This window comes from Microbacterium sp. MYb62, assembly GCF_002979475.1.
Taxonomy (GTDB): domain Bacteria; phylum Actinomycetota; class Actinomycetes; order Actinomycetales; family Microbacteriaceae; genus Microbacterium.
Map to the genome: position 1 here is coordinate 464,181 of NZ_PCOY01000001.1, position 22,255 is coordinate 486,435.

Here is a 22,255-nt window from a genome sequence, read left to right on the forward strand (position 1 = left end):
TCACTCTACGATGCGATGAGCCCCACAGTGGCGGGGCGGCGTGCTTCCCAGCGGTAGGACAGCAGCGCGATCAGCAGGCCGGCCACCGCGAGTGCGGCCCCCGCCCACGCCGGAGCGGTGAAGCCCCAGCCGGCGGCGATCACCACCCCGCCGAGGAAGGCGCCCAGGCTGTTGCCGATGTTCAGAGCCGAGTGGTTCAGCGCCGCCGCGATCGACTGGTTGTCTCCGGCCACATCCATGAGTCGTGTCTGGATCGTCGGGCTCAGCACCGAGGAGACGAAGCCGACCACGAGCACCGTCAGTCCGAGGCTCACGATCCAGAACGACAGGAACGCGAGCACCGCGAAGACCACGGCCATCGCCGCGAGTCCGAACAGCAGCGTGCGGCGCAGATCGATGTCGGCGAGGTGGCCGCCGACGAGGTTTCCGACGGTCATGCCGACGCCCATCAGCACGAGCACGATCGGGACCGCCCAGTCCGGCGAACCGGCGACCTCGGTCACCACGGGCGCGATGTAGCTGTAGACGGCGAAGAAGCCGCCGAAGCCGATCGCCCCGACGCCGAGCGTGAGCCACACCTGCGGGATGCGGAAGACCCTGAGCTCCTGGCGCATCGTGCGTCCGGGGTCGCCCGGGTGCTCGGGGACGAACAGCGCGATGAACAGCGTCGCGAGGGCGAACACGACCGCCACGACCGCGAATGCCGCCCGCCAGCCCCATTCCTGCCCGAGGAAGGTGCCCAGAGGCACGCCGATCACGTTGGCGACGGTCAACCCCGTGAGGATGAACGCCACGCCCTTGGCGCGGTTGCCCGGACCCATCACGTCGGCGGCGACGAGCGCTCCGATGCCGAAGTAGGCGCCGTGCGGGAGACCTGCGAGGAAACGGGAGGCGGCGACGAGCTCGAACGTGGGCAGGACCACCGTGAGCGCGTTGAAAAGCGTCAGGGTGAGAGCGAGCACGATCATCACGCGATGCCGCGGATACCGCGCGACGAATCCCGCGATGGTCGGCGCACCGACCACCACACCGAGCGCATACAGCGAGATGAGCCAGCCGGCCTGGCTCAGCGCCTCCTCCCGACTGGTGGCCCAGAGCGAGGGCAGCAGGTCGGCGGCGATGTTCGGCAGCAGACCCATGACCACGAACTCGGTCATGCCAATACCGAAACTGCCGATGGCGAGAGAGAGGAGCGCCCTCTTCGCCGCACCCCTCGATTGCGTCGAGGGATTCACCGGATCAGCTTAGCGTCCGTCGGACTCCTCGATCGCCCGCCCGGTCCGATCGAGGCGCAGGAAGACGTCCACGTCGTCCTGGCTCTCGAGGACGAACCCGTGGCGGTCGTAGAGGCTGCGCGCCGCACTGCCCTGGAGCACGTTCAGGCGGTAGAGCACGTCGTCGTCCAGGACCGCGGCCAGGACGCGGGTCCCCACACCGCGCCCCTGATGCGACGGCGCGATGTAGAAGTGCTCCAGCCAGCGCGCGTCGTCCTCCGAACGGATGGCGACCGAGCCGACATCCGTACCGTCCACGACGATGATCCGGGTCTGCGCAGGCTCGAAGGCGTCGCGGAACCGCTGCCGGACGCGGATGGCGTCGTAGCGGCCCAGCCGCTCCAGGTCGGGTCGGAGCACGTCGGCGCGCAACTCCGCGATCCATTCGACATCGTCGGCTCGCGCCGGCCGGAGCGCGACCAGCGCGGGTGCAGCGGAATCAGTCACCGGACTCCTCGATCGCCGCCTCCAGCCGCTCGATCTTCGCGTCGAGCTCCCCGGAGTAGCCGGGACGGATATCGGCCTTGAGCACCAGCGACACCCGCGACCCGAACGGCATGACCGCCTCGGTCGCACGCTTGACGACGTCCATGACCGTGTCCCAGTCAGGGCCCTCGATCTCGGTGAACATGCTCGTGGTGCGGTGCGGCAGTCCCGACTCGCGCACCACGCGGACAGCTGCGGCCACGGCGTCGTGCACGGAGGCATCGGTGCGCTCGGGACCGTCTACGGGGGTGCCGCTCGGGGCGACGGAGAAGGCGATCAGCATGGGTTCACTCCCTGGGTTTCGGATGACGGGCAGGCACACGCACGAGCGCACGGATGCCGAGGACGAGCAGGACGAGGAGAAGCACGTTGCGCACCGTGAGCACGGCGACGGAGAGAGCGTCGGCACGCAGCAGGGCATCGTAGCCGAGCGGATAGACGAGGCAGGTGAGCAGGCAGAGCGCGAGGACGACGACCGCCGGTGTGCGTGCTCTGGCGCGGTCTAGAACGATCCACAGGATCACGGGGGCGATCAACCAGGTCTGGAACTGCGGCGATCCGACTTTGTTGGTGACGATCAGCAGCGTCACCAACGTCAGCGCGAGTGGCGGGAACAGCCGGGGGAAGGACGCCCCGCGCACCGCCTTGACCGCCCCGACCGCGGTGATCGCCAGCACGGAGATCGCCATCAACGGTGTGAGCGCCGCGGCGACGGCATCCACTCCCGGGGCGGTGATCTGGAACGTCAGGATCTCGAAGCTGTACTCGATCCGCGCCGCTCCGGCGACGGCCAACCACAGGAAGGGCGTCGCTGCCACCGCCTCGATCTGCAGTCCTCGCCCGGTCTGCTCCGTCAGGAACCCGAGGACCTCGGTGTCCGCTCCGAGCAACAGCAGCGTCGCGACGACCGCGGCGGTGACCGTCACGGCGGCGGCGAGCACCCGCCACCGTGCCCGCATCGCGAGCACCGCGGCGAGGACGAGCGCACCGGGCCAGATCTTGATCCACGCGCCGATCGTCAGGAGGGCGGCGCCGACCGCGGGCCGTGCGACGAGCCAGAGGCCGCCGATCACCGCGAGAGGCACCGTGACCGCGTCGATCCGGTACAGGGCGATCGGTCCGAGAAGAAGCAGGGCGGCGCACCAGAACCACGCGGCGACGCGGCGGGCGTGTGACGGCGAGCGCCCGACGAGCACCCCGAAGGCGACCGCGTCGAGGATGACCACCAGCACCGCCCAGCCCACCAGATACGCGTTCGAGACGCCGAGCAGCAGGACGAGCGGCGACGCGAACGCGGCGGCGACGAGCATCGGCACGAGGGCCAGCTGCGGATAGACCCAGGTCTCGGTGACGCCGACGATCGGCCCTCCGCCGAGCGCCGAGGAGGCCCAGGGCTCGTAGACCAGGACGACGTCACCCATGGGCTGACTCGGATACACCCAGCCCGCCCACGCCGTGAGCAGATGCACGAGGAGGAACGCGCACCACAGCACGACCACCCTCGTCGTCGACGCGCGCTTCACGCGAGGACGTCCGCGATCGCGGAGGGGAGGGCTTCGGCGACATCCATCGCGACGATCGGATGCCCCGGTCCCCCACCTCGCACACCGGCGGCGATCCGCGCCGCATGACCGTGCAGCCAGGCCCCTGCGGCAGCGGCCTCGGCGAGCGAGGTGCCGGGGTTCGACGCCAGCACCGCCCCGAGCACCCCGGCGAGGACGTCACCGGTTCCGGCGGTCGCCAGCCATCCGGTGCCCGCTTCGACGGCGATGACGGTGCCGTCCGGCGCTGCCACCAGCGTCCGCGCGCCCTTGAGCAGCACGGTGCCGCCGATCGCCTCGGCAGCCCGCCGAACGGACTCCCCCCGATCCTGATCGTCGCGCTGAACGCCCAGACGGTCCTGAAGACGGGCGAACTCCCGCGCGTGCGGAGTCACGACGAACGATGCGTGCGCGTCCGGAGCGAGATCGAGCGCTCCGGCGTCGATCACCACCGGCGCGGTGCCGGAGAGGATCTCGCGGAGAGCTGCGCTCTCGGCATCGCTGCGCTGCTCCGGATCCGTGCCGGAGCCGATCACCCAGGCGTCGATGCGCGAGTGCCCGGCGTCGGCCCCGACGACGGTCTCCGGTCGACGGGCGAGCACCGCGTCGCCGACCCGCTCCGCGCCGACGTACCGCACGAAGCCTGCTCCGGTGCGCCATGCGGCCTCGACACCGAGCACGGCCGCTCCGGGATAGGCGGGCGACCCCGTGCGCAGAGCGACGACCCCGCGGGCGTACTTGTCGTCCTCCGGCGTCGGCGCACGGAACAGACGAGCCGTGTCGCCGCGTGTCCATCCGCGTACCTCGAGCATGACTCCACGTTAGTGCGACGGCCCGCCGCGCACCCGCTCGGCGGTAGCGTCGTACGGTGAGTCTTCTCTTCTCCCCGCTGAGCATCCGTTCCGCCACGTTCCGCAACCGCCTCTGGGTCTCGCCGATGTGCATGTACAGCGCTGTCGACGGTGTCGTGCAGGACTGGCACCACACGCATCTCGCCCAGTTCGCCTCGGGGGGCGCCGGTCTCGTCATCGCGGAGGCGACCGCGGTCGTCCCGGAAGGTCGGATCTCGCCGCGCGACGTCGGCCTCTGGAACGACGAACAGCGCGACGCACTGGCTCCCATCGTCCAGGCGATCCACGATCGCGGGGCGCATGCCGGGATCCAGCTCGCCCACGCCGGCCGCAAGGCATCGACCTGGTGGCCCTGGGCGCCCGTGCGCGGCTCGGTGCCCGCGTCCGAGGGGGGCTGGCGCACATCGGCCCCGTCAGCGCTCGCGTTCGACGGCTTCGACGAGCCGGTCGCCCTCGACCTCGCGGGTATCGACCGTGTGGTCGCCGCCTTCGCGACGGCGGCGCGTCGTGCGCTCGATGCGGGCTTCGACGTCCTGGAGATCCACGGCGCACACGGATACCTGCTGCATCAGTTCCTCTCCCCGCTGTCCAACCTGCGCGACGACGAATACGGCGGCTCCCTGGAGAATCGAGCCCGTCTGCTGCTCCGCGTCGTCGACGCCGTCCGCGAGGCCGCGGGCGACGAGGTTCCGCTGTTCGTCCGGATCTCCGCGACGGATCACGCGGAGGGCGGCTTCACCCCGGAGGAGGCGACCATCGTGGGCGGCTGGGCGGAGCAGCGCGGCGCCGACCTGATCGACGTCTCCAGCGGCGGTCTCGTCGCGCATCAGCGGATCAGCGTCTTCCCCGGCTACCAGGTGCCCCTCGCCGAGACCGTGCGCCAAGGCGGTCGCATCCCGGTGTCCGCGGTGGGACTCATCACCGCATCCGCGCAGGCGGAGCAGGTGCTCGCCGACGGCGCGGCCGACGCGATCTTCGCCGGACGGGAGTGGTTGCGCGACCCGCATTTCGCACTTCGCGCCGCTCACGAGCTCGGAGCGGAGATCGCCTGGCCTCCGCAGTACGAGCGCGCGCGGTGGCGCTGACTCCCGGTCATGCATGAAGGCCGCCATCCCCTCGCGGGTACGGCGGCCTTCATGCGTCCAGATGCGGATCAGCGTCCGCGGAAACGACGGGTCGCGTCCTGCACCTCTCCGACCAGCTCCTCCAGGATGTCCTCGAGGAACAGCACCGCCGTCGTGTTCCCCTGCGCGTCGCGCACCTTGGCCAGGTGACGCCCCGCGCGACGCATGACGGCGAGGGCATCCTCCAGATCCGTGTCCTCCTGGACCGGCACCATGTGATGGATGCGCTTGGCGGGGATGGGTTCGATCATCTTGGTCTCCGCGTCCGGGCCCTCGGACGCACGAAGGATGTCCTTCAGATGCACGTATCCGATCGGCACGGACTCGGCGTCGACGATCACGTAGCGCGAGAATCCATAGCGGGCGACGGCCTTCTCGACGTCGTCCGGCGTCGTGGACTGCGGCAGCGTCACCAGATCGCTCAGGGGCACGGCGACGTCCCGTGCCTTCTTGTCGGTGAACTCGACCGCCGCGGCGACCGTTCCCGCGGCGTCCATGAGCACGCCCTCGCGGCGCGACTGACTGACGATGGTCGCGACCTCGTCGAGGGTGAACGTCGATGCCGCCTCGTTCTTCGGCTCGACGCGGAACAGGCGCAGGACGCCGTTGGCGGCCGCATTGAGCACCCAGATCACCGGCATGAACACCTTCGACACCCACACGAGCGGCGGGGCCAGGATCAGCACGGCACGATCGGGCACCGAGAACGCCAGGTTCTTCGGCACCATCTCACCGAACACCACGTGCAGGAACGACACGATCAGCAGCGCGATCGTGAACGAGACCGCGTCGACGACGCCGTCCGGCCAGCCGAGTGCGTGCAGCGGCACGGAGAGCAGATGGTGGATCGCGGGTTCGGAGACGTTCAGGATGAGCAGCGAACAGATCGTGATGCCCAGCTGCGACGTCGCGAGCATCAGCGTCGCGTGCTCCATCGCGTACAACGCCGTCTTGGCGGCGCGGGATCCCTGATCGGCACGTGGCTCGATCTGCGACCGTCGAGCCGAGATCACCGCGAACTCGGCGCCGACGAAGAAGGCGTTCGCGACCAGGAGCACGACCAGCCATGCGAGTCCTCCCCAATCGTTCATCGGGTGGCCTCCTCTTCGCCGTCGAGCGGACTCGGGACGTAGCGCACGCGATCGACGCGTCGGCCGTCCATCCGGACGACCTGCAGCGCGCCGCTGTCGAGCGGAACCTCATCACCGACGGAAGGCACCCGTTCGAGCACGCTCATGACGTAGCCGCCGACGGTGTCGTACACATCGCCTTCCGGCACCTCCACGCCGGCACGACGGCGCAGTTCATCGGGGCGCAGCTCACCGGGGAAGGTGATCCCCTCCCGGTTGCGGATGACTCCGGCCCTGGTCCGGTCGTGCTCGTCCGCGACCTCTCCGACCAGTTCCTCGACGAGGTCCTCCAGGGTCACGAGCCCGGCCGTGCCTCCATATTCGTCGACGACGACGGCGAGCTGGTAGCCGCGTGCGCGGAGCTCGGCGATCAGTCCGTCGACGTGCGCGGTCTCGGGAACCCGGAGAGGATCGGTGGACAGCGCGCCGACGGGCACTTCGGTGCGGCGATCCCGCGGCACCGAGATCGCCGCTTTCAGGTGCACGACGCCCATGATGTCGTCGAGGTCATCGCCGTACACGGGGAAGCGGCTGTGGCCGGTGCGTCGTGCGAGCTGGATCACGTCGTCCGCGGAATCGCCCGCGGCGATCGCATGCATGCTCGGGCGGGCCGTCATCACATCGGCGGCGGTGAGTCGGGAGAACATCAGGGTGCGATCGAGCAGCGATGCGGTATCGGCTTCCAGCAGACCCGCGTTCGCCGAGCGTCGGACCAGCGACGACAGCTCCTCCGCGCTGCGCGCTCCGGAGAGCTCCTCCTTGGGCTCGATCCCCATGCTGCGCAGCACGCCGTTGGCGCTGCCGTTGAGCACGACGACGGCGGGTTTGAACACCGTCGTGAACGCGATCTGGAAGGGGATCACGAGCTTCGCCGTGGCGAGAGGCAGGGCGAGCGCGAAGTTCTTGGGAACGAGCTCACCGAGGATCATCGAGAGCACGGTGGCGATCAGCATGGCCACGATCGTCGCGATCGGAGCGACGGCGGCCTCCGGGATGCTCCAGACGAGCAGGGTCGGACGAAGAAGGTTCGACAGCGCCGGCTCCATCGTGTAACCGGTGAGCAGCGTGGTCAGGGTGATGCCGAGCTGCGCAGCGGACAGATGCGTCGAGGTGTGCTTGAGGGCGCTGATCGTGAGCGAGAGCCGCGATTCACCGCGTGCCTGCCGGGCCTCGAGGTCGGCGCGGTCGAGGTTCACCAGCGCGAACTCGCTTGCGACGAAGAGGCCGGTGCCGACCGTGAGCAGGAGCCCCACGCCCAACATGATGTAGTCCATCAGCGGTTCCTCTCCTGTGAGAGAGGCGGACAGTGGGGCGATGTTCTGCAACTGGGAGGGTCGTCCATTATGCCGACGATTGTACCGAAGACGACCGGGTGCGCGCTCGCGATCACCAGCTGACCGGCAGCGCCTTCCCTTCTTCGTATCCTGCCGCCGACTGCAGCCCGACCAGAGCCCGATCATGGAACTCCGGCACGGACGAGGCGCCGGCGTACGTGAACGACGAGCGCACACCCGAGGTGATCATGTCCAGAAGGTCCTCGATGCCGGGGCGCAGCGGGTCGAGATAGATCTTCGACGAGGAGATGCCTTCGGCGAAGAGCTCCTTGCGAGCGCGCTCGTAGGCATCGAGACGCCCGAACCGCGCCTGGACGGCCTTGGTCGAAGCCATGCCCCAGGATTCCTTGAACAGGCGCCCCTCGGCATCGCGCTGCAGCTCTCCCGGGGCCTCGATCGTCCCGGCGAACCAGGACCCGACCATGACGGATGCGGCTCCGGCGGCGAGGGCCAGTGCCACGTCGCGCGGGTACCTCACGCCACCGTCGGCCCAGACGTGGGCGCCGAGCTCCCGTGCCGCCTGCGCAGTCTCGAGCACGGCGGAGAACTGCGGGCGACCGACCGCGGTCATCATGCGGGTGGTGCACATCGCGCCGGGGCCGACGCCGACCTTGAGGATCGATGCGCCGGCGTCGACCAGATCGGCCACCCCGTCGGCGGTGACGATGTTGCCCGCCACGACCGGCAGCCCCAGGTCGAGGTCGGCGATGGCGCGGAGCGCTCTCAGCATCCCGTCCTGGTGGCCGTGCGCCGTGTCGACGACAAGGACGTCGACTCCGGCCGCGGCCAGCGCCTTCGCCTTTGCGGCGACGTCGCCGTTGATGCCGACCGCCGCCGCGACGGCGAGCCGACCGTCGTCATCGACAGCGGGTCGGTACAGCGTCGACCGCAACGCACTGCGGGCGCTCAGCGTGCCGACCAGGTGTCCGTGGTGCACGACGGTCACCATCTCCACATCGGCGGCGGTGATGACGTCGAACGCGTGCCGCTCCGAGCCGATGTCGTCCGCGTCGATGGACGGTGTGCCGCGATGCACGAGGTCGCCGAGCTGCGCATCGGGAAGCGCGGTCGCGAGGCGCGTCGCCGGGAGGATGCCGAGGATGCGCTCGGCATCGATCGGCCCCTCCCCTCGCGCGTCCCCCCGCGCGACGACGATCCCGTGCCCTGTCGTCGGGGGAAGCAGGCGGAGGGCGTCGGCGACGGACGCCTCCGGCGGCAGCACGAGCGGGGTGTCCCACAGGACCGGCTGCGCCTTCACCTCTCGGATCGCGGCATCCAGATCCTGCAACGGGAGGTCCTGCGGCAGAACGCCGAGCGCACCTCGACGTGCGAGCACGGCCGCGATGCGGGGCCCCGTCACGGAGTTCATGTTCGCCGCCACCAGCGGCAGCGTCGCCGGAGTGCCGTCCTGCGGGGCGAGATCGACCTGGAGACGGCTGGTGACCGCCGATCGACGCGGTACCAGGAAGACGTCGGAGTAGGTCAGATCGACGGTCGGCTGCGCTCCAGAGAACTTCATGCTTCCACGGTACCCAGATCGCGACGCGGTGGGCGCTCGGCTTCGACGATTCCCCAGGCGAAACACGTTAGGCTTGTTGGTCGAGAGTGTGCGGGCCCGAACGCATCCTGCGTCGACGTCCGCACCAGAGAGCTTCAGCGATGAAAGAGGGCGATCGAGAGTGTCGAACCAGGTGACCGGCGTCAACGGCGACGGGGGGTTCGGAGCCAATTCCTGGCTCGTTGAAGAGCTCTACGAGCAGTTCAAGGTGAACCGCGACTCCGTCGACAAGGAGTGGTGGCCCATCCTGGAGAAGTACCACTCCGAGGCGGCGTCCGCTGCTCCCGCATCCGCCGCCGACGCCCCGGCGCAGCCGGCGCATCCCGTTACGGCGCCCATCCCCGTGATCGGCTCGCAGCCGGTGGCACGCACGACGGCGAAGCCGGCCGCTGCCGCGCCGATTCCGGCGCAGGCTCCGAAGCCGGCGCCGAAGCCCGAATCCAAGGAGACCCCGGATCCTGTCGAGGAGGACAAGGTCACTCCTCTGCGCGGCCTCCCGAAGACCCTCGCCGCCAACATGGACGAGTCGCTCACCGTCCCGACGGCGACCAGCGTGCGCACGGTGCCGGCGAAGCTGATGATCGACAACCGCATCGTCATCAACAACCACATGGCGCGCACCCGCGGCGGCAAGATCAGCTTCACCCACCTCATCGGCTGGGCGCTCATCCGCACGCTCGACGAGTTCCGCAGCCAGAACGTCTTCTACGCCGAGGTCGACGGCAAGCCCTCGGTGGTCGCACCGGCACACGTCAACCTGGGCATCGCGATCGACCTGCCCAAGCCCGACGGCACGCGTGCGCTCATGGTGCCCAGCATCAAGCGCGCCGACACCATGACGTTCACCGAGTACCTCTCCGCCTACGAGGACCTGGTCACCCGCGCCCGCGGCAACAAGCTGACCGCCGGTGACTTCCAGGGCACGACGGTGTCCCTCACGAACCCCGGCGGCATCGGCACGGTGCACTCCGTACCGCGTCTGATGAAGGGCCAGGGCTGCATCATCGGCGCCGGTGCCCTCGAGTACCCGGCCGAGTTCCAGGGCGCGAGCTCGAAGACACTCAACGAACTCGCCATCGGCAAGACGATCACGCTGACCAGCACCTACGACCACCGCGTCATCCAGGGTGCCGGCTCCGGCGAGTTCCTCAAGAAGGTGCACGAGCTGCTCATCGGCCAGCGCGGCTTCTACGACGACATCTTCGCGGCGCTGCGCATCCCGTACGCGCCGATCCGCTGGAACCCGGACATCGCCGTCGACCTCGCCGAGCGCGTCGACAAGCAGTCCCGCGTGCAGGAGCTCATCAACTCCTTCCGCGTGCGCGGTCACCTGATGGCCGACATCGACCCGCTGGAGTATGTGCAGCGCTCGCACCCCGACCTCGAGATCGAGAGCCACGGACTCACGTTCTGGGACCTCGACCGCGAGTTCGTCACCGGCGGCTTCGGCGGACGTCGCATCGCCAAGCTCCGCGACATCCTCGGTGTGCTCCGCGACTCGTACTGCCGCACGCTCGGCATCGAGTACATGCACATCCAGGATCCCGAGCAGCGACGCTGGTTCCAGGAGAAGGTCGAGGTCAAGTACCAGAAGCCCGGCCACGACGAGCAGCTGCGCGTCCTGCGCAAGCTCAACGAGGCGGAGGCCTTCGAGACCTTCCTGCAGACCAAGTTCGTCGGCCAGAAGCGCTTCTCGCTCGAAGGCGGCGAATCGCTGATCCCGCTGCTCGACGAGATCCTGCAGGGCGCGGCCACCGCCGGCCTCGAAGGCGCCGCGATCGGCATGGCCCACCGCGGCCGCCTGAACGTGCTGACCAACATCGCGGGCAAGACCTACGGACAGGTCTTCCGCGAGTTCGAGGGCACGCAGACCCCGGGCAACCAGCGCGGCTCCGGCGATGTGAAGTACCACCTCGGCACCGAGGGCACCTTCGTCGCCGACGACGAGTCCGAACTCCCGGTCTACCTCGCCGCCAACCCCTCGCACCTCGAGACGGTCGACGGCGTGCTGGAGGGCATCGTCCGCGCGAAGCAGGATCGCAAGCCGATCGGCACCTTCGCCTGGCTGCCGATCCTCGTGCACGGCGACGCGGCTTTCGCGGGCCAGGGTGTCGTCGTCGAGACGCTGCAGATGTCGCAGCTGCGCGGCTACCGCACCGGCGGCACGATCCACGTGGTCGTGAACAACCAGGTCGGATTCACCACGACCCCGAACGACGGTCGCACATCGATCTACTCGACCGATGTCGCCAAGACGATCCAGGCGCCCGTCTTCCACGTGAACGGCGACGACCCCGAGGCCGTCATCCACGTCGCGCAGCTCGCGTTCGAATACCGCGAGCGCTTCCACCGCGACGTCGTGATCGACCTGGTCTGCTACCGTCGACGCGGTCACAACGAGGGCGACGACCCTTCGATGACGCAGCCGCTGATGACCGACCTGATCCAGGCGAAGCGCTCGGTCCGCCGGCTGTACACCGAGTCGCTCGTCGGTCGCGGTGACATCACCGAGCAGGAGTACGACGAGGCGAAGGCCGACTTCCAGAACCGTCTGGAGATCGCGTTCGCTGAGACGCACGCGGCTGAGACCGGCGCCCTGCCGATCGCCCCGGAGCTGCCCCCCGTCGACGACCAGGTCGGCGCTCCGGAGATCACCGGCGTGCCCAACGAGGTCATCCAGCTGATCGGCGATGCGTTCGTGAACAAGCCTGAGGGCTTCACGGTGCACCCGAAGATCCAGCAGCTGCTGGAGAAGCGTCTCGACATGAGCCGCAATGGCGGCATCGACTGGGGCTTCGGCGAGCTGCTCGCGTTCGGCTCCCTGCTCGTGGAGGGCACCCCGGTGCGCCTCGCGGGGCAGGACGCCCGCCGTGGCACGTTCGTGCAGCGCCACGCGACCCTGCACGACCGCGCGAACGGCCAGGAGTGGCTGCCGCTGTCGAACCTGTCCGATGCGCAGGGACGCTTCTTCGTCTACGACTCCCTGCTCAGCGAGTACGCCGCCCTCGGCTTCGAGTACGGCTACTCGGTGGAGGCTCCGGAAGCCCTCGTGCTCTGGGAGGCCCAGTTCGGCGACTTCGTCAACGGCGCCCAGTCCGTCATCGACGAGTACATCTCGGCCGCCGAGCAGAAGTGGGGCCAGCAGTCCAGCGTGACCCTGCTCCTCCCCCACGGCTACGAGGGCCAGGGACCGGATCACTCCTCGGCGCGCATCGAGCGCTTCCTGCAGCTGTGCGCACAGGAGAACATGATCGTCTCGCGTCCGTCGACGCCCGCGTCGTACTTCCACCTGCTGCGCCGCCAGGCCTACGCCCGCCCGCGCAAGCCGCTGATCGTCTTCACCCCGAAGGCGATGCTGCGTCTGCGCGGCGCGACGAGCCCGGTCGAGGCGTTCACGCAGGGCCGTTTCGAACCGGTGATCGACGACGACCGCGGTCTCGATCGCTCCGCCGTCAAGCGCGTGCTCGTGCACTCGGGCAAGGTGCACTGGGATCTGCGTGCCGAGCTCGAGAAGAACCCGAACCCCGAGGTCGCCCTCGTCCGGCTCGAGCAGCTGTACCCGACGCCGATCGAAGAGCTCAAGGCCATCACCGACTCGTACCCGAACGCCGAGCTGGTGTGGGTGCAGGAGGAGCCGGAGAACCAGGGCGCCTGGCCGTTCCTGGCGCTCGCCTTCGCCGACGTGCCCGGAGACCGTTCGTTCCGCCCGGTCTCCCGTCCGGCATCGGCTTCGCCGGCCACCGGGTCGTCGAAGGTCCACGCCGCCGAGCAGGCAGCACTGATCCGTTCGGCCGTCACGCTCGGCTGAGCCATCGGACGAGAAGGGCGCCCCGACCTCGGTCGGGGCGCCCTTCTCGTGTGTTCAGTACCAGATGTCGAGCGAGGGCGACGGGAATGCGATCAGTGCCCGGTCGAGCGCCTCGACGGCGGAGGGCTCCGCGGTGATCCGCCCGGCGCCGTGCAGAGACGACGCGCGGACTCCGCCCGCGTACAGGGTGGACAGCGTCGCGACGTCGAGTGCGATGTCGACATCGACGTCTTCCTCCGCCACTTCGACCGTCGCGACACCGGACGTATCCACACGGAGCCGCCAGACGCCGTCCGCGAATCCCAATGAGTCCTCCACCCGGAGCACGGTGTCGAGCGGTGCGGAGTAGCGGCGTGCCGTCAAAGCGGCCGGGAGGTCGAGGATGCGCAGCCAGCCGTGATCGTGCACCTCCTGCTTCACGCCGCGGGAGTCGTGCACCAGCCACGGCAGCGGGTCGTCGAGCGGGCGCAGGTCCGCGACCACCTCGTCGACCAGATCATGCTGCAGCGCGAAGCGCCACAGGGCGGCACGCGCATCCGCGGTCTCGGCGGCGAGCATGCGCACGTCCATCCGGAAGCGGAACGTCCCTCCCGCCTCGGTGACCGTGTAGGCCATGACACCGCGCAGCACGCCATCCTCGTCGATGTAGCGCACCCCTCGGGCCTGGTCCCTATCTGTGGAGGGCGCGACGCCCGCGTACCCCTCCCAGCGGCCCTGCCAGCCCGGGATCCTCCCGGCGACTCCCCGACGGGTGCGCTCATGGACGGCCCCCAGATCGGCGGCCAGCGTCTCGCGGTCGACGTATTCGAGTCGGCCGGGCGAGGGCGGACCTGCCCAGCCCGCGTGCCGGGTGTCGACGGTCAGCCGGGCGACCGGGATCGCGGCTCCGAAACCGTAGCGGCCGTAGATCGTGGTCTCGGTGACCGTCAGCCCCGCGACGGGGACGCCGGCGGATGCCGCGGCGCGCAGTTCGCCCTCGAGCAGCGCCCTGGCGATGCCACGGCGGCGGTGCGTCGCAGAGACGGTGACGACACTGATCGCCCACATCCCGATCTCGCCACCGCCGGGAAGCGTGAGCGGGGTCACCCAGCCGTTGACGGTCGCCACCGGAAGAGCCGCGTCCGATGCGTTCTTCTCGTAGACCCCGACGTTGCGGCGGGCGGCGAACGTCTTCCGCGCCTGGGCGAGCTTCTCCGCACTCGGATCGGCGCCGAGGAAGCCGCGGTCGACGGCGCGCACGAACGGTGCGCCGCTCGCATCATCGGTCAGATCGACGACGCGATAGTCGAGATCGGCAACGGCCAGTCGTTCGCTCGAAGTGGTGTCGGCGGGAACGTCGCGCGCATCGATGAAGGTCATCGTTCCACACTACCGACGGCGGCGGAGGTGGGCTCAGTGCTGTGCGGCCTGCACCGCACGCAGACGCGCGAACACCTGGTCGCGCAGCTCCTCGGGGGCCGTCTCTTTGCAGGCGCGAGCGATCACGTCGGTGAGAGTGGTCGCGACGAGAGCCTCATCCCGGCAGGAGGGGCAGTTCTCCAGATGCTCGCGGATCTCGGTGTGCTCGGTCTTGCACACCTCGTTGCGGAGGTACTCCTCCAGATCCTGACGCGCTTTGTCGCAGCCGCAGTCACTCATTTCTTGCTCCTCGTCTCAGCCGCGGCGATGCCCCGCTCAGCGGCGTAATCTGCCAACAGCTCCCGCAGCATCCGCCTGCCACGATGCAGGCGGCTCATCACGGTGCCGATGGGGGTCTTCATGATGTCGGCGATCTCCTGATACGCGAAGCCCTCGACATCGGCGAGATACACCGCGAGCCGGAAGTCCTCCGGAACCGCCTGCAGCGCGTCTTTGACGACAGACGCGGGCATGCGGTCGATGGCCTCCGCCTCCGCGGAACGGCTGTGCGACGCCGTCGTGGACTCGGCTCCGCCCAGCTGCCAGTCCTCGAGTTCGTCGATCGTGCCCTGATAGGGCTCGCGCTGGCGCTTGCGGTAGATGTTGATGTACGTGTTCGTGAGGATGCGGTACAACCACGCCTTGAGGTTCGTCCCCTGCGAGAACGTCGACCAGGAGCCGTACGCCTTCACGAACGTCTCCTGCACGAGGTCGGCGGCGTCGGCGGGGTTGCGCGTCATGCGCATCGCGGCGGCGTAGAGCTGATCCATGAAAGGGATCGCCTGCTCCTCGAACTCCCGTCGGGGGTCGCCGACGATGTCTGCGGTTGCGGTGTCATCCATCACGGGCCAGTCTAGGCCGCTGAGGTCGATCACCTCGCGCTCCAACGTCGCCGGCATTCTCTCTCCTTCGTGTCAGGGGCCACGTCTTTCGCGACGAAGCTTCCTGCGTTTACTAAGGTGAGAACCGATGAGCGCGAACAGGTATTCCCCCACCCGTGTGCAGGGCGCCTATGCCGCGCCCACGACCGACGTGCCCGTCCACGCGGAGCTCACGATCCCCGGGTCCAAATCGTTGACGAATCGCGAGCTGATGATCGCCGCGATCGCCGACGGGCCGGGGCGCTTGATCGCCCCGCTGCACTCGGACGACTCCGCACGCATGGTCGATGCGCTGCGCGCGCTCGGCGTCGGTATCGAGGAGGTGGATGCCGGTCACGAGTTCGGCCCCGACCTCGTCGTCACCCCGGCGAAGCTCAGCGGCGGCACGACGATCGACTGCGGTCAGGCCGGCACAGTGATGCGCTTCATCGCTCCGCTGGCCGGGCTCGCCGCGCACGACGTGCATCTCACCGCACACGAGACGGCGCTGCACCGTCCGATGGGCGGGCTCATCAGCGCCCTGCGCGACCTCGGCGTCGACATCGACGACGAAGGCACCTGGTCGCTCCCGTTCACGATCCGCGGACACGGTCGCATCCGCGGCGGCCGGGTCGAGATCGATGCCTCGGCGTCGAGCCAGTTCGTCTCGGGACTCCTGCTCGCCGCACCGCGGTTCGACGTCGGCCTGCACCTCGTCCACACGGGCGAGCACCTGCCGAGTCTTCCGCACATCGACATGACGATCGAGGCGCTGAGCCGACGGGGTATCCGCATCGAGCGCCCGGCCGTGGGCGAGTGGCTCGTCGAGGCGGGCGTCCCTCGGGCGAAGGAGATCGCGATCGAACCCGATCTCTCCAATGCAGCGCCGTTCCTCGCGGCCGCGCTCGTCACGGGCGGCTCGGTGTCCGTCACCGGATGGCCCGCGCACTCCACCCAGCCCGGCGCACTGCTGCCGGACATCCTCCAGGCCACCGGCGCCCACGTCGGCCGGCATGGGGGCACGCTCACGGTGCGCGCCGGCTCCGGAATCCGCGGTCTCGATCTCGATCTCTCCGCAGCGAGCGAGCTCACCCCGACGCTGGTCGGCCTCGCCGCCTTCGCGGAGTCGCCCACGACGATCCGGGGAATCGGGCACATCCGCCTGCACGAGACCGATCGGATCGCCGCGCTGATCGGCAACCTCCGCGCGCTCGGAGGCGAGGCGGAGGAGCTGCCGGACGGGCTTCGGATCATCCCCCGTCCGTTGCACGGCGGCAGGTGGGCCGCGCATCACGACCACCGGATGGCCACCACCGGAGCGCTCATCGGCTTGCGTGTTCCCGGCGTCGAGATCGACGACATCGGCACGACCGCGAAGACCCTCCCGGAGTTCACGATGCTCTGGGAGCGGATGCTGCGAGGCTGACGGTGAGCTGGCTCGACGACAGCGACGACCTCGAGGACGAATTCGAGGACTACGACGAGAGCAGCATCCGGACGCGCCCCAACCCCAAGGCGAACCGCCCACGGACCAAACGACGCCCCGCGCACGAGGATGCACAGGTGGGGCGTGTGCTCGGCGTCGACCGCGGTCGCTACTCGGTCCTCCTCGACGAAGACACGCCCGAGGAGCGCATGATCACCACCACGAGGGCGCGGGAGCTGCGGCGCATGCCGATCGTGACCGGCGACCAGGCGCGCGTGGTCGGCGACACCTCAGGGGACGAGGGGACCCTCGCGCGCATCGTCGGCATCGTGGATCGTACGTCTCTCCTCCGACGCAGCGCCGACGACACCGACCAGGTGGAACGGGTCATCGTCGCGAACGCCGATCAGATGCTCGTCGTGGTGGCCGCCGCCGACCCCGAGCCCCGCGCCCGCCTCGTCGACCGCTATCTCGTGGCCGCTCTCGATGCCGGGATCCGCCCGCTCCTCGTCGTCACCAAGACCGACATCGCGGATCCGACCGAGTTCCTCACGCACTTCGACGGCCTCGACCTGCGCGTGTTCACCAGCGCACAGGAGGAGATGCCCGTCGACGAGATCGGCGCGGCACTCGTCGGCCACTCGACGGTCTTCGTCGGGCACTCCGGCGTCGGCAAGTCCACCCTGGTCAACGCCCTCGTCCCGACGGCGGATCGCGCCACAGGACACGTGAATCAGGTCACCGGCCGCGGACGTCACACGTCCTCATCGACCGTGTCGCTGCGCTATGAGGGCGCGCTCGGCACCGGCTGGGTGATCGACACCCCCGGTGTGCGCTCCTTCGGGCTCGGGCACGTCGATCCCGCGAACATCCTCGCGGCGTTCACCGAGCTCGCCGTGATCGCCGAGGACTGCCCGCGAGGCTGCACCCATCTGGCCGATGCCCCCGACTGCGCGCTCATCGAGGCGGCGGAGCGCGGCGACCTGGGGGAAACCGGCCGCGCACGACTCGACTCCCTGCAGCGCCTCCTGCAGACGTTCGCGGACAAGGCGGACCAAGCCCCCGGCCGTTAGGCTGGAGGGGTGACTCAGCGCCTCGAACCCGGTACCGCAGCCCCCGACTTCTCCCTCCTCGACCAGGACGGGAGCACGGTGCGTCTGGCGGATCTGCGCGGCCAGAAGACCGTGCTCTATTTCTACCCGGCGGCGATGACGCCCGGATGCACCACCGAGGCCTGCGACTTCCGTGACAGCATCTCGTCGCTGCAGGGCGCCGGCTACCGCGTCATCGGAATCTCGCGGGACGAACCCGCGACGCTGGCGAAGTTCCGCGAGCGCGACGCCCTCACATTCCCGCTCCTCAGCGACCCCGACCACTCGGTCCACTCCGCCTACGGCGCATGGGGCGAGAAGATGAACTACGGCAAGACCGTCGAGGGCGTGATCCGCTCGACGTTCGTCCTCGACGAAGACGGAACTATCGACATCGCGCTGTACAACGTCAAGGCGACGGGTCACGTCGCTCGGCTGCGCAAGCAGCTCGGCATCGACGCCTGACGCCCCACCCCGTGCCCACGGCCGGCAGGGCCCGGACCTCACTCCGCGAGGCGCTGCGGGCCCTCTCGGCGCGCACTCGAGATCAGCAGCAGGAATCCGAGCAGCCCCGGGAGCCCGACCCCGAGGGTGAACATCCAGGTGATGGGCTGCAGCGTGAGCGAAGCCAGGGCGAGCGCGACCGCCAGCACCTGGAACACCACTCCCCCGGAGCGCGCCCACGACTTGCCGGCGCGGGTGCCGAGCGCGAAGGCCGCGAGTGCCGCCGCGCCGATCAGCGTGAGCACGATGAGCGCGATCGCGGTCGGCAGGGAGGCGGCATCTCCGGCGCCGAGGCCTGCGAGCTCGATGATCCCGAAGACGAGCAGCGCCACTGCTTCGAGCGCGAGGACCGCTGCGGCCGCGAGGGCGATTCCGGGTGCGCGCACAGCATCTCCTAAGGAGCGAAAGAGAAGAAAACCCTTGATTTCACGGTTTTCATGTAACAGAATAGAGAAGGTCATGTGCTCCCACAGCGGCGTGGGGCGAGCATTCACGCTCGCATCACAATTCGCGGACATTCCGTCCGCATCTCAACAGGGTAGCGGAACCCGAACTACTACCCGAATCCGAGAGGTCGCATCGCGACATCTCTTGAAATCCACACCGAGGAGCCCCCATGGACTGGCGCGATAAGGCCGCCTGCCTGACTGTCGACCCCGAGCTATTCTTCCCCGTGGGGAACACCGGCCCGGCCGTCGATCAGATCGAGAAGGCGAAGACTGTATGCGCCACCTGCACGGTCACGGAGATCTGCCTGCAGTACGCCCTCGAGACCAGTCAGGACTCGGGCGTCTGGGGCGGTCTCTCCGAGGATGAGCGTCGCGCGCTCAAACGTCGCGCCGCTCGCGCACGCCGCGCCTCCTGAACTTCCGGAAGCGGCCTGAGATCGACTCTCAGGCCGCTTTCGACTGCCCCGGCTCGCCCGGTCTCACCGCTCGAGCCAGCGCAGAGGAATGTCGATGACCACCTCGGTGCCGTCGCCGTCGCTCCCGTGCCACTCGATCGTGCCGCCGAGCTCGCCCTGGATGAGCGTCCGGATGATCTGGGTGCCGAGCCCCTGGCCGATCCGCCCCTCCGGCAGACCGAGCCCGGTATCGCGGACGGTCACGCGGAGGTTCTCCTCCGTGCGCTTGGCATCGATCGTGACGACGCCCTCCTGCCCGGCGAGACCGTGCTCGACCGCATTCGTCACGACCTCCGTGAGCGCGAGCGCGAGAGGCGTCGCATACTCGCTCGGAAGCACTCCGAATCGTCCTGTCGACTGCGTCCGCGCCCGCGTGTTCGGCGCCGAAGCCACTTCGGCGACGAGTTTGAGCACGCGATGGAAGACCTCGTCGAAGTCGACCTTCTGCGTCAGCCCCTGAGCCAGCGTGTCGTGCACCACGGCGATCGCGTCGACCCGGCGCATGGCCTGCGTCAGCGCGTCGCGCGCTTCATCCGAATGCGTGCGACGAGCCTGGATGCGCAGGAGCGAGGCCACGGTCTGCAGGTTGTTCTTCACCCGGTGATGGATCTCGCGGATCGTCGCGTCCTTGGTGATGAGCTCCTGCTCCTGGTGGCGCAGCTCCGACACGTCTCGACAGAGCACGATCGCGCCGATGCGCGTCCCGTGGTCCTTCAGCGGAATCGCGCGCAGCGACACCGTGACGCCCCTGGCTTCGATGTCGGTGCGCCAGGGCGCGCGCCCGGTGACCACGACAGGGAGGGATTCATCGACCTGCCGCGAGGGCGGGACGAGTCGAGTCGTCACCTCGGCGAGGGACTCCCCCTCGAGCTCGTCGTCGAACCCCATCCGATTGAAGGCCGAGAGCGCGTTGGGGCTGGCGAAGGTCGTGATCCCGTCGACATCGATTCGGATGAGCCCGTCGGAGGCGCGCGGCGCTCCCCGACGCGGCGACGTGGGCGCCGTGAGATCGGGGAAGCTGCCGTCGGCGATCATGCGGAACAGATCGTTCGCGCACTCGTCGAAGGTGATCTGCTGACGAGAAGGCGTACGCACCTCACCGAGATTCGTGTGGCGGGTGACCACGCCGATCACGGTCGCCGGGGCATCGGCTCCGCGACGCACGCTCACGATCGGCACCGCGCGCACCCGCGTCGGCGTCTCCTCGAACCAGTCCGGCGAAGAGGAGTCGACGATCTCGGCCGAGTCGAAGGCACTCTGCACCTGGGTACGCCACTGCGGCCGCACCCGCTCGCCGACGATGTCGCGGTAGAAGAGGGTCGCCGCCCCACTCGGTCGTGCATGGGCGACCGCGATGAACGAGCCGTCGTCGGTCTGGATCCAGATCACGATGTCGGCGGAGGCGAGGTCGGCGAGGAGCTGTCCGTCGCCGGCGAGGCGGTGGAGCCATTCGACGTCGCTGTCGGTCAGGCGCCCCTGGGCATGGGCAAGATCACTGAGGGTTGACACCTCACCAGCCTACGGTCAGATGCGTCAGAGAATCGCCAGGGACGTGGCGCGCCAGCGACGATCGATCCCGTCCAGGCGGACCGCCACGGCGCGCGTACGTCCGGGGCCCGCCACCACGACGACGGCCTCGATCACCCCGTCGAGCGGCTCGGTCACTCGCAGCGCCCGGATCTCGAACGTCGGGCGCGCGGGAGCGACGCCCCGTGCGCTGCGCGCTCTCGCGGACAGGTTCGCCCGCGTGACCAGGCTCCGGAACGCCTCTTCACTGAACCACCTGGCGAGCTGATCGACTTCCCTGACGCCGGCGAGCACCTCGAGGACGCCGTGGGTGAGACTGCGCAGCAGGGGCACAGGGTCCGGAAGCTCGATGGTCGGTGTCGGCTGGGGTGCGAAGTACTCGTGGGGCGTCATGTCGAACTCTCGATCGGGAGGTCTGCGAGCCAGCAGTACAGCACCGCAACCGCTCTGGGCGAGCCGTGAGCGTGCAGGAATGTGGATAACTCGTACGTCGCCCGACGCGGTCGCCTACGCTCTGTCGGATGCACTGGGACCGTCTGTTCGAAGACCTCGAAGGCCAGCTGGCGTCGGAATGGGAAGCGGAGCGCGCCGTGCTCGACGCCGAGTCCGAACGACTCCGCATCGCACGGCTGGACCTGCGTTCGCGGCTCCGGATGCTCTGCAGCGCCCGTGCCGATGCCACGATCGACGTCGCGAACGCGCGGCGGCTCCCCGTCACGCTCCGGATGCTCGGGGCCGACTGGCTCGCCGTCTCCTCGCGCGGCACGGGCGAAGGACGCCCCGTTCCCTCGTCACTGCTGCTCCCGCTGCATGCGATCGGCGGCGTCACGACCGATCACGGCATGATCCTGGCGAGCCTCGACGAGCCGGCGAGCACGGAGCTGCCGCTCCGCGAGCGGATGACGCTCGGTTTCGTACTACGCGACCTCGCCAGGCGCCGCATCCCGGTGCGGATCAGCACACATCTGGGCGATGACATCCACGGCACGATCGACCGCGCCGCGGCGGATCACCTCGATCTCGCGGTGCACGATCCGGGGGAAGCACGCCTCGCCGGAGCGGTGCACGGTTTCCGCATCATCCCGTTCTCCTCACTGATCGCGGTGCGGACGCCCGGGGATCAGACGCCGTGAGCCGACGATGTCCCCCACACCTCGGGGAAGCTCGCCGTCTGGGACTGCCGCCACAGCGCGATCCGTCGCGAGTTCTCGGACTCCTCTGCGAGATATCCGTCCAAGCTGGACTCCTCCACTCGCCACCGCGGCGGTGATCCCAGCTGTGCGCCGCGGAGCCTTCCATCGTGGACGAGCGCGATCACCTCGTCCACGCCGATGCTGAGCAGCTCGGCCACCTGCGCGGGCGCGAGAAACCGCGGTGCGCGTGCCGAAGGGGATGCCATGACCCCATTCTCCCCCACCCGTCCGCGCGGCTCCGACCCC

The 22,255-nt window shown here is 69.2% G+C and carries 22 protein-coding genes; 7 read left to right on the forward strand and 15 right to left on the reverse strand.

Annotated elements, in window-relative coordinates; all coding sequences use genetic code 11:
- Positions 1 to 5: 5 nt before the first annotated feature.
- Genes CQ042_RS02275 through CQ042_RS02295 form a run of 5 tightly spaced genes read right to left on the reverse strand, consistent with a single transcriptional unit; the run spans position 6 to position 4,113 of the window.
- On the reverse strand, positions 6 to 1,235 hold the full coding sequence (locus CQ042_RS02275) for an MFS transporter (RefSeq protein ID WP_105668585.1): 1,230 nt from the start codon (positions 1,233 to 1,235) through the stop codon (positions 6 to 8).
- A 9-nt stretch (positions 1,236 to 1,244) separates the two neighbouring features.
- Entirely contained in the window at positions 1,245 to 1,721 is a 477-nt protein-coding gene (locus tag CQ042_RS02280; RefSeq protein WP_258131946.1) for a GNAT family N-acetyltransferase, read from the reverse strand.
- On the reverse strand, positions 1,714 to 2,043 hold the full coding sequence (locus CQ042_RS02285; protein WP_105668586.1) for a thiamine-binding protein: 330 nt from the start codon (positions 2,041 to 2,043) through the stop codon (positions 1,714 to 1,716). The genes CQ042_RS02280 and CQ042_RS02285 overlap by 8 nt, the downstream gene beginning before the upstream one ends.
- A gap of 4 nt (positions 2,044 to 2,047) precedes the next feature.
- The gene (locus CQ042_RS02290; protein ID WP_258131947.1) at positions 2,048 to 3,283 is read right to left on the reverse strand and encodes a hypothetical protein; all 1,236 of its coding nucleotides are present in this window, start codon (positions 3,281 to 3,283) and stop codon (positions 2,048 to 2,050) included.
- Positions 3,280 to 4,113: an NAD(P)H-hydrate dehydratase gene (locus CQ042_RS02295; RefSeq protein WP_105668587.1), complete on the reverse strand. Its 834-nt coding sequence runs from the start codon at positions 4,111 to 4,113 to the stop codon at positions 3,280 to 3,282. The genes CQ042_RS02290 and CQ042_RS02295 overlap by 4 nt, the downstream gene beginning before the upstream one ends.
- Before the next feature lie 56 nt (positions 4,114 to 4,169).
- On the opposite strand from CQ042_RS02295, the gene CQ042_RS02300 reads away from it, so the two are divergent.
- The gene (locus tag CQ042_RS02300) at positions 4,170 to 5,237 is read left to right on the forward strand and encodes an NADH:flavin oxidoreductase/NADH oxidase (RefSeq protein ID WP_105668588.1); all 1,068 of its coding nucleotides are present in this window, start codon (positions 4,170 to 4,172) and stop codon (positions 5,235 to 5,237) included.
- Between the two features lie 68 nt (positions 5,238 to 5,305).
- Here CQ042_RS02300 and CQ042_RS02305 read toward each other — a convergent pair whose 3' ends face one another.
- From CQ042_RS02305 to CQ042_RS02315, 3 genes are all read right to left on the reverse strand, one after another.
- The gene (locus tag CQ042_RS02305) at positions 5,306 to 6,367 is read right to left on the reverse strand and encodes a hemolysin family protein (protein ID WP_105668589.1); all 1,062 of its coding nucleotides are present in this window, start codon (positions 6,365 to 6,367) and stop codon (positions 5,306 to 5,308) included.
- The gene (locus CQ042_RS02310; RefSeq protein WP_105668590.1) at positions 6,364 to 7,680 is read right to left on the reverse strand and encodes a hemolysin family protein; all 1,317 of its coding nucleotides are present in this window, start codon (positions 7,678 to 7,680) and stop codon (positions 6,364 to 6,366) included. The genes CQ042_RS02305 and CQ042_RS02310 overlap by 4 nt, the downstream gene beginning before the upstream one ends.
- A gap of 112 nt (positions 7,681 to 7,792) precedes the next feature.
- A complete protein-coding gene (locus CQ042_RS02315) occupies positions 7,793 to 9,259 on the reverse strand; it encodes a GuaB1 family IMP dehydrogenase-related protein (RefSeq protein WP_105668591.1) in 1,467 nt (488 codons plus the stop codon).
- Positions 9,260 to 9,419: 160 nt separating this feature from the next.
- Between CQ042_RS02315 and CQ042_RS02320 the strand changes: the two genes are divergently transcribed.
- Positions 9,420 to 13,106, forward strand: coding sequence for a multifunctional oxoglutarate decarboxylase/oxoglutarate dehydrogenase thiamine pyrophosphate-binding subunit/dihydrolipoyllysine-residue succinyltransferase subunit (locus CQ042_RS02320; protein ID WP_105668592.1), 3,687 nt, complete (start codon positions 9,420 to 9,422; stop codon positions 13,104 to 13,106).
- Between the two features lie 54 nt (positions 13,107 to 13,160).
- On the opposite strand, the gene CQ042_RS02325 is transcribed toward CQ042_RS02320, so the two are convergent.
- From CQ042_RS02325 to CQ042_RS02335, 3 genes are read right to left on the reverse strand one after another with little or no spacing between them, the layout of a single operon-like run.
- Positions 13,161 to 14,465: a GNAT family N-acetyltransferase gene (locus CQ042_RS02325; protein WP_105668593.1), complete on the reverse strand. Its 1,305-nt coding sequence runs from the start codon at positions 14,463 to 14,465 to the stop codon at positions 13,161 to 13,163.
- Positions 14,466 to 14,498: 33 nt separating this feature from the next.
- The gene (locus CQ042_RS02330; protein ID WP_046749475.1) at positions 14,499 to 14,744 is read right to left on the reverse strand and encodes a zf-HC2 domain-containing protein; all 246 of its coding nucleotides are present in this window, start codon (positions 14,742 to 14,744) and stop codon (positions 14,499 to 14,501) included.
- Positions 14,741 to 15,403 (reverse strand): sigma-70 family RNA polymerase sigma factor, encoded by a 663-nt coding sequence (locus tag CQ042_RS02335; RefSeq protein ID WP_105668594.1) that lies wholly within the window; start codon positions 15,401 to 15,403, stop codon positions 14,741 to 14,743. Before CQ042_RS02335 ends, CQ042_RS02330 begins: the two co-directional genes overlap by 4 nt.
- A 70-nt stretch (positions 15,404 to 15,473) precedes the next feature.
- Between CQ042_RS02335 and aroA the strand changes: the two genes are divergently transcribed.
- Genes aroA through bcp form a run of 3 tightly spaced genes read left to right on the forward strand, consistent with a single transcriptional unit; the run spans position 15,474 to position 18,346 of the window.
- Positions 15,474 to 16,790, forward strand: a complete 1,317-nt coding sequence (gene aroA / locus CQ042_RS02340; RefSeq protein WP_105668595.1) for a 3-phosphoshikimate 1-carboxyvinyltransferase — start codon at positions 15,474 to 15,476, stop codon at positions 16,788 to 16,790.
- A 2-nt stretch (positions 16,791 to 16,792) separates the two neighbouring features.
- Positions 16,793 to 17,863, forward strand: a complete 1,071-nt coding sequence (gene rsgA / locus CQ042_RS02345; RefSeq protein ID WP_105668596.1) for a ribosome small subunit-dependent GTPase A — start codon at positions 16,793 to 16,795, stop codon at positions 17,861 to 17,863.
- A 9-nt stretch (positions 17,864 to 17,872) separates the two neighbouring features.
- The gene (gene bcp, locus CQ042_RS02350; RefSeq protein WP_105668597.1) at positions 17,873 to 18,346 is read left to right on the forward strand and encodes a thioredoxin-dependent thiol peroxidase; all 474 of its coding nucleotides are present in this window, start codon (positions 17,873 to 17,875) and stop codon (positions 18,344 to 18,346) included.
- A 38-nt stretch (positions 18,347 to 18,384) separates the two neighbouring features.
- Here bcp and CQ042_RS02355 read toward each other — a convergent pair whose 3' ends face one another.
- Positions 18,385 to 18,771, reverse strand: a complete 387-nt coding sequence (locus CQ042_RS02355) for a hypothetical protein (RefSeq protein WP_105668598.1) — start codon at positions 18,769 to 18,771, stop codon at positions 18,385 to 18,387.
- 230 nt (positions 18,772 to 19,001) lie between these two features.
- On the opposite strand from CQ042_RS02355, the gene CQ042_RS02360 reads away from it, so the two are divergent.
- Complete coding sequence (locus tag CQ042_RS02360; RefSeq protein WP_017203224.1) at positions 19,002 to 19,250, forward strand: WhiB family transcriptional regulator; 249 nt, start codon at positions 19,002 to 19,004, stop codon at positions 19,248 to 19,250.
- A 63-nt stretch (positions 19,251 to 19,313) separates the two neighbouring features.
- Here the strand turns inward: CQ042_RS02360 and CQ042_RS02365 are convergent, their stop codons facing one another.
- The gene (locus CQ042_RS02365; RefSeq protein WP_105668599.1) at positions 19,314 to 20,798 is read right to left on the reverse strand and encodes a sensor histidine kinase; all 1,485 of its coding nucleotides are present in this window, start codon (positions 20,796 to 20,798) and stop codon (positions 19,314 to 19,316) included.
- Between the two features lie 24 nt (positions 20,799 to 20,822).
- Positions 20,823 to 21,209 (reverse strand): Rv3235 family protein, encoded by a 387-nt coding sequence (locus CQ042_RS02370; RefSeq protein WP_105668600.1) that lies wholly within the window; start codon positions 21,207 to 21,209, stop codon positions 20,823 to 20,825.
- Positions 21,210 to 21,337: 128 nt separating this feature from the next.
- Between CQ042_RS02370 and CQ042_RS02375 the strand changes: the two genes are divergently transcribed.
- Positions 21,338 to 21,949 carry a hypothetical protein gene (locus CQ042_RS02375; protein ID WP_105668601.1) on the forward strand — a complete coding sequence of 204 codons (612 nt, stop codon included), beginning with the start codon at positions 21,338 to 21,340 and terminating at the stop codon, positions 21,947 to 21,949.
- Here the strand turns inward: CQ042_RS02375 and CQ042_RS02380 are convergent.
- Entirely contained in the window at positions 21,937 to 22,215 is a 279-nt protein-coding gene (locus CQ042_RS02380) for a helix-turn-helix domain-containing protein (RefSeq protein ID WP_105668602.1), read from the reverse strand. The genes CQ042_RS02375 and CQ042_RS02380 overlap by 13 nt on opposite strands.
- Positions 22,216 to 22,255 lie beyond the last annotated feature (40 nt).

What these genes read in the sequence shown, in the direction of transcription:
- CQ042_RS02335 (WP_105668594.1), bottom strand. Translation starts at nt 15,403, where the DNA reads ATGCCGGCGACGTTGGAGCGCGAGGTGATCGACCTCAGCGGCCTAGAC.
- CQ042_RS02315 (WP_105668591.1), bottom strand. Translation starts at nt 9,259, where the DNA reads ATGAAGTTCTCTGGAGCGCAGCCGACCGTCGATCTGACCTACTCCGAC.
- CQ042_RS02285 (WP_105668586.1), bottom strand. Translation starts at nt 2,043, where the DNA reads ATGCTGATCGCCTTCTCCGTCGCCCCGAGCGGCACCCCCGTAGACGGT.
- CQ042_RS02330 (WP_046749475.1), bottom strand. Translation starts at nt 14,744, where the DNA reads ATGAGTGACTGCGGCTGCGACAAAGCGCGTCAGGATCTGGAGGAGTAC.
- CQ042_RS02375 (WP_105668601.1), top strand. Translation starts at nt 21,338, where the DNA reads ATGCACTGGGACCGTCTGTTCGAAGACCTCGAAGGCCAGCTGGCGTCG.
- CQ042_RS02325 (WP_105668593.1), bottom strand. Translation starts at nt 14,465, where the DNA reads ATGACCTTCATCGATGCGCGCGACGTTCCCGCCGACACCACTTCGAGC.
- CQ042_RS02380 (WP_105668602.1), bottom strand. Translation starts at nt 22,215, where the DNA reads ATGGCATCCCCTTCGGCACGCGCACCGCGGTTTCTCGCGCCCGCGCAG.
- CQ042_RS02295 (WP_105668587.1), bottom strand. Translation starts at nt 4,113, where the DNA reads ATGCTCGAGGTACGCGGATGGACACGCGGCGACACGGCTCGTCTGTTC.
- aroA (WP_105668595.1), top strand. Translation starts at nt 15,474, where the DNA reads ATGAGCGCGAACAGGTATTCCCCCACCCGTGTGCAGGGCGCCTATGCC.
- CQ042_RS02360 (WP_017203224.1), top strand. Translation starts at nt 19,002, where the DNA reads ATGGACTGGCGCGATAAGGCCGCCTGCCTGACTGTCGACCCCGAGCTA.
- CQ042_RS02310 (WP_105668590.1), bottom strand. Translation starts at nt 7,680, where the DNA reads ATGGACTACATCATGTTGGGCGTGGGGCTCCTGCTCACGGTCGGCACC.
- CQ042_RS02370 (WP_105668600.1), bottom strand. Translation starts at nt 21,209, where the DNA reads ATGACGCCCCACGAGTACTTCGCACCCCAGCCGACACCGACCATCGAG.
- CQ042_RS02305 (WP_105668589.1), bottom strand. Translation starts at nt 6,367, where the DNA reads ATGAACGATTGGGGAGGACTCGCATGGCTGGTCGTGCTCCTGGTCGCG.